Origin of the sequence: Bifidobacterium saguinibicoloris, from assembly GCF_019331725.1 — a bacterium.
In the GTDB taxonomy this organism is placed as follows: Bacteria; Actinomycetota; Actinomycetes; order Actinomycetales; family Bifidobacteriaceae; genus Bifidobacterium; species Bifidobacterium saguinibicoloris.
The window spans coordinates 1-2,100 of record NZ_JAHBBF010000030.1; the positions used below are offsets into that span (position 1 = coordinate 1).

The window sequence follows — 2,100 nt, forward strand, 5'->3', positions numbered from 1 at the left end:
GTGGGAGAGTAGCACGCCGCCGCATCACACTCACGAGGACCCCCGGTCGAGCACCACGCTCCCAGGGGTCCTCTTCGCATACACACGCCCAAACACACACGCCGACCGGACGCCAAACCCGGCACACGCAGACGCGACGACGCGCGCGTGTCCCGGACGGGACCACACCCACCAACCCACACGGCACCCGTCGCATCGTGGAAGACCCGCGACGTGACGGATGCATCGCCGGCCTATCGGCCCAGACGGAATCCCTGGGCTTCGGCGTTGGTGAGCAGCGGCTTGTTGCCGGTGTCCTGACCGCCGGCCTTGACGATCTGCGCGCTGAACGCGTCGACGGGGCGTTCGGTGTTGCGCAGGTCGTAGTATTCGTGGACGGTCGCGTCGAACCCGTCCAATCCGGACAGCGCCGCGTCGGCGTCGGCGGGATAGACGTTGTCGAAGAACTGCATCGAGCGCGGCATGCGCGGCTTCAGCGCGGGCGCCTGGTCGGGTTCGCCGATCGCGAGGGCGAGCACCGGGTACGTGTACTCCGGCAGCCTGCATGCCTCGATGAGGCCGGGAATGTCGTTGAGTACGGAGCCGAGGATCACGCAGCCGAGTCCCAGCGAGTATGCGGCGGTCTCCATCGCGTGCAGCGCCAGGACGGCGTCGTTCTGCGCCTGCGTGAAGTGATAGCTGGCGGCGAGCCACCAGTCGGGGGAGGACGTGTCGACGCCCTGGCGTTCGGCGATGCGGGCGTTGCGCTGCTCGTCGATGACGAACAGGTACAGCAGCGGCGCCTCGGCGATGTACGGCTGGCGGCCGAACTCGGCGAACTTCGCCTTGAGCGCCGGGTCGGTCACGCGGATCGCGGACCAGTCGTTGAGGTATTGGCTGGAGGCGGCGCGCTGCGCGACGGTCTCCAGCACCGCGCGGGTGTCGTCGTCGATCGGATCGGGCTTGAACTTGCGGATGGAACGACGGTTCAGCAGCGTCTGGATCGTCTCGTTGTCGAGATCATGTGTTGTTCCCATGCGTCCATTATCACAGTTCCCGGGGCTTCCGTGGCGCATGGTTCACGGTCGGGATAACCCGTCGCGACGGTGCGTGGAGGGATGGTAGGGGCGGGCGACGGTGCGTGGAGGGGCGCGCGGGCGTCCTGTTCTCCCGGCGTGGGACCATGGTGCCATGGTCTCGCGTGCTGTCGTCGTGCTTCGTGGTTGCGGGTTCGTCCTGGTCGCTCCGGTGGCGGCTCTGTGGTGGAGCCCATTCTACGATGCCGTCTCCTCGTTGTTCCCGGCCGACGCCGTCGTCCTGCCGGCCATATCGCTCGCGATGTATGCGGCGGGTGTGCTGCTGTGGCTTGTCGCGTTCGTGCTGTCGTTGGTGTCCGTGACGAAGGCGGACCTGGTACCGGGGCCGGGTTCGGGAGCGGCGGTGGATCCGGCGGTTCGTCGTCGTCGGATGGTCTGGGCCGTCGTCCGCGTCGTCTCGGCGTGGGTGCTCGCCGTCATGGCCGCGCCCGTCGCGTTCGTGGCGTTGCTGACGGTGCTCATCGCCATCGGCGGGACCGGGGCCGCGTGACGCGTGGTCGCCTCCGACTGCCGATCCGGGCGATTCTGCGTGTCTCCGGCCGGCACTCCGCTCGGGAGTTGGTTCGGTGGGGTGGCGCCGATTCGTTTCGCTGGGTGGCCTGTTGGCGATGCGGTTCGGTGGGGGCGTGACGGTGCGTTTCGCTGAGGGGATGGTTTGTGAAGCGGTTCCGGCATTGGCTGTCTGGTTGTTTCGCCGAGGGGCCGTTTCGTGATGCAGTCGGGTCGCGGGGTGCCGTCCTGTTTCGCGAACCGGCTTCTCCGCGACGCGGTTCGGCATGTCTTGTCCGGTTCGTTTCGCTGGCGGCCCGTTCCGCGACACGCCGGGTGTGAGTGGAATGGGTCTTTTTCTTCAGTGGTTTTGTTGTGGGGTGGGTGGGTTTGTTGTCGTGTTTTTGGTGTTTTCGACACGCCGGTGGTTTGTTGTGTTTCCGGGGTTTGCGGGGTGTTGTGGTGGGGTGGGGTTGCGTTGGTTGGGGTTTGCGTGTAAGTTGTTCTTTCGCTGCCGCCGAGCGGTTCCGGCCGG

The 2,100-nt window shown here is 66.8% G+C and carries 2 protein-coding genes; one reads left to right on the forward strand and one right to left on the reverse strand.

Features of this window, described 5'->3' with window-relative positions:
- Positions 1–233: 233 nt before the first annotated feature.
- Entirely contained in the window at positions 234–1,016 is a 783-nt protein-coding gene (locus KIH78_RS10465) for a nitroreductase family protein (protein WP_219132300.1), read from the reverse strand.
- A 154-nt stretch (positions 1,017–1,170) separates the two neighbouring features.
- Between KIH78_RS10465 and KIH78_RS10470 the strand changes: the two genes are divergently transcribed.
- Positions 1,171–1,566, forward strand: a complete 396-nt coding sequence (locus KIH78_RS10470) for a hypothetical protein (RefSeq protein WP_219132301.1) — start codon at positions 1,171–1,173, stop codon at positions 1,564–1,566.
- The last annotated feature ends 534 nt before the right edge of the window (positions 1,567–2,100 follow it).

What these genes read in the sequence shown, in the direction of transcription:
- KIH78_RS10465 (WP_219132300.1), bottom strand. Translation starts at nt 1,016, where the DNA reads ATGGGAACAACACATGATCTCGACAACGAGACGATCCAGACGCTGCTG.
- KIH78_RS10470 (WP_219132301.1), top strand. Translation starts at nt 1,171, where the DNA reads ATGGTCTCGCGTGCTGTCGTCGTGCTTCGTGGTTGCGGGTTCGTCCTG.